Here is a 2,951-nt window from a genome sequence, read left to right on the forward strand (position 1 = left end):
TCCGTCGCGTCGGGGGATCAATCCGGTCTCTGTGCCGCCGAAGCCGCTCGGCTCGCCAACCCTCCGCAACCGCCACCGGGATGGCACCCTCACCCGTCCACCGGCCAGGAGGAAATCTGGGCACCCGCCGACCACGGCGTCAGCCTGGACTGCAGCGACAGCGGGGGCATCCTGCGCCACCCCGCCGACGCACCACTGACCCCGACGCTGAGGCTGCGATGGTCCTGGCGAGTCGACGAACTGCCGTCGCAACTACCGGAGGACACCAAGATCACCCACGACTACCTCAGCATCGCCCTGGAGTTCGACGACGGACAGGACCTCACCTGGCACTGGAGCAGTGCCCTACCTGAAGGCTTCGCTTATCGCTGTCCTTTCGACTACTGGCGCAAGCTGGAAACTCACGTAGTCGTGCGCACAGGACCGACCGACCTCGGCAGCTGGATCGACGAGGAACGAGGCGTGCTCGCCGATCACCAGGCTGCAATCGGAGGTCCTGCCCCAGCTCGAGTGGTTAATGCTTGGCTCATCGGGGTCAGCTTCATCCAAGGCGGGCGGGCCCGCGCCGAATTCCGCAACATCGAGCTCGTCGACGATGACACCGTCCTCCGCATCGGTTAGTGCTCCGCCAAGCCTCACCATGCGGCCCTTTTCTTGCGGCGATGGTGTCAGGCTCGCAGCCGAAGGGGAGCACCTATCTCGCTAGGTCCCACTGCCCGAAATCGGACGCAAGAACCTCGTTCACGTCCACGTGAGTACCGCCCAGGAGGACACCCGGTTCGGACGCGCTGACGACCACATACTGATAGAGCACCGCCATGGGCTCGCGCTCACCACCAGACCACGCCTTCGTCTGCCATGCCCACGCGTGTCCTTCAGTCGTTGAGCGCCCGATTACGCCGTCTCGGATCGCCCATCCACACGCTTTGGCGTGCCCATATATGCCGGTGCGGTTCACGGCCAGTACCGAGTTGATTCCTCGAAACCACTCCACAGCAATGCTATTCCAGGTGTCGAGGTCGATGTCCTCATCGACGCTAAAGAAGATCGGCGCCGACTCCGGACCCCCGGCAGCGGCGTGCAGCCGCAGAGCGGTCTGAGCGTCTGCTACGCCGCCGTCGTATCCGCGGGTGAAGTCCGACGGCGTAGGCCAACCGGGTTTGCCGTATTGATAGCAGCTGACGACGTGAAGACCAGCCGCGCGTAGCGCATCCGCATATCCGCGGGTGACGGGCTTGAAATCGAAGTTTGCGCCCGGCCGTAACTCGGACACATAGACGAGTGCCCCGTCATAGCCCGCCGACTTGATCTGATCCGGCGGCACCAACCGCTCCGCGAAATCGATCAGCCTCAGGTTGTCGGCTGATGCTTTCTGCGCGTCGAGAGTCGCAGCCACCGTGCCGAGAATCAGTAAAACCGGTGTGGCCAGAGCATATTGGAGGACTTCGCGTCGTGAGACAGCTCGCGGTCCGCCGCGACCAGACGGCGCGGGCGAATCGTGCACGGCGCGATGGTAGCAATGTCAGGTGCGGGTGGCGGACGTTTAGTCTCACGGGATGGATCGCATCTGGCAGTGGGCGTGGGATCGGTACGGAGCGAGGTACTCGTGGGCGATCTGGGTGATCGCGATGCCCGCCACGTTGCCGGTCTACCTCTTCTTTTCGTGTGTCATAGTCGCCTTCGAGGAGTCCAGCTACTACGTCGAGGCGGCCGCCCTCACCGTTGCCGCCATGCCTGTGCTGGCATACGTGCAGATTCTTCCCGGCCTCGCCTCCATGCGCGTTGTAGACCAATGGGCCGTCGGCCACGACGTCGACCGGGCGAAGGCATTGGAGGCCACCTACACCTGGGGTCGGAAGATCGTTGCCCGAGCTCATGCCGCAGTGACGATTTATGCCGCCCTGCTGTCGGTTGTTGTCGGTGCGATCGCCGGGGCGCCCTGGTCGCGGCTGGTCCAGTACGGGGTTCTGGGCGCCGCGTTCGGTACTGCCGTCCAGCTGGTCGCTGTGCACAGCTTCGTGGAAGCGTCGCTGCGGCCAGCCCGGGTCGCGATCGCGGGTGACACCGGTATCGGCGACTCACTGCCCCGCCTTCGCCCGACGTTTGCCGCATGGTCAGACGTGGCCATGGTTGCAACCGCGTTTGGGTTCGCCATCGGGGGCGCGATGCTGGCAGCCGTGATCGATCGCGCCGGTGAGGTGCCCGTGCTCGCCGTGGCGATCGGGTGTGCGTTGGCGCTTGGCTTTGCGGTGCCGCTCACCGTAGGCGCCGCGTTTTCACCGTCGCTCCTGCCAATTCGTGACCTCGCCGCAGGAACTGAACGGGTGGCGGCCGGTGACTACAGCCAACGCCTGCCGGTAGTTCAGGACGACGACTTGGGCGCGTTGGCGGCGTCGTTCAACCGGATGCGGGCGGGTTTGGCCGAGCGGCAACTGCGCTGGCCGTTTTCGGCGGCCCCAACGACCTCGCCGATCATGCCGACGCCGCGGTGTCCGCTGCGGTGCTGATTCACCGCCTCGTGGCCGAGCGATTCGGCGGCGCGCTGCGCATCGGCATCGGGATCAACACCGGTCTGGTGATCGCCGGCACCATCGGCGGGGGAGGCAAGCTGGAGTTCACCCTGATCGGCGACACCGTCAACGTCGCTGCCCGCGTCGAGCAGCTCACCAAGACCACCGGCGACGCGATCCTGCTCACCCACCACTGCGTCGACGCCCTAGCCACTCGACCACCCGGGCTCGCCGACCGCGGATCCCACGCGCTGAAAGGCAAGTCCGCCCCCATACAGGTCTTCGGCCTCGACCCAGTGAGCCGGCAGCTCCACAAGTGACCGCATGTAGCAGGACCTGAATGTGGTAGACACGGCGCTATGCCTGGGCTGAGCATCCAACTCAGTTGAGGGGTTCAGCGTGCGCGACTATCGATTGCTGATCCCCGGCGACACGTGCTGG

Annotated in this window: 2 protein-coding genes and 1 pseudogene; 2 read left to right on the plus strand and 1 reads right to left on the minus strand. The window is 65.3% G+C overall.

Features of this window, described 5'->3' with window-relative positions; translation table 11 throughout:
• A partial coding sequence (locus ACRDU5_RS19100) for a DUF3047 domain-containing protein (RefSeq protein ID WP_526616329.1) occupies positions 1–621 on the plus strand: 621 nt, incomplete at its 5' end.
• A gap of 73 nt (positions 622–694) precedes the next feature.
• Here the strand turns inward: ACRDU5_RS19100 and ACRDU5_RS19105 are convergent.
• Entirely contained in the window at positions 695–1,504 is an 810-nt protein-coding gene (locus ACRDU5_RS19105; protein ID WP_526616331.1) for a glycoside hydrolase domain-containing protein, read from the minus strand.
• 52 nt (positions 1,505–1,556) lie between these two features.
• Here ACRDU5_RS19105 and ACRDU5_RS19110 point away from each other — a divergent pair.
• Positions 1,557–2,830 (plus strand): annotated as a pseudogene (locus ACRDU5_RS19110) (HAMP domain-containing protein).
• Positions 2,831–2,951: the final 121 nt, after the last annotated feature.

The organism is Mycobacterium sp. (assembly GCF_050701515.1).
Taxonomy (GTDB): domain Bacteria; phylum Actinomycetota; class Actinomycetes; order Mycobacteriales; family Mycobacteriaceae; genus Mycobacterium.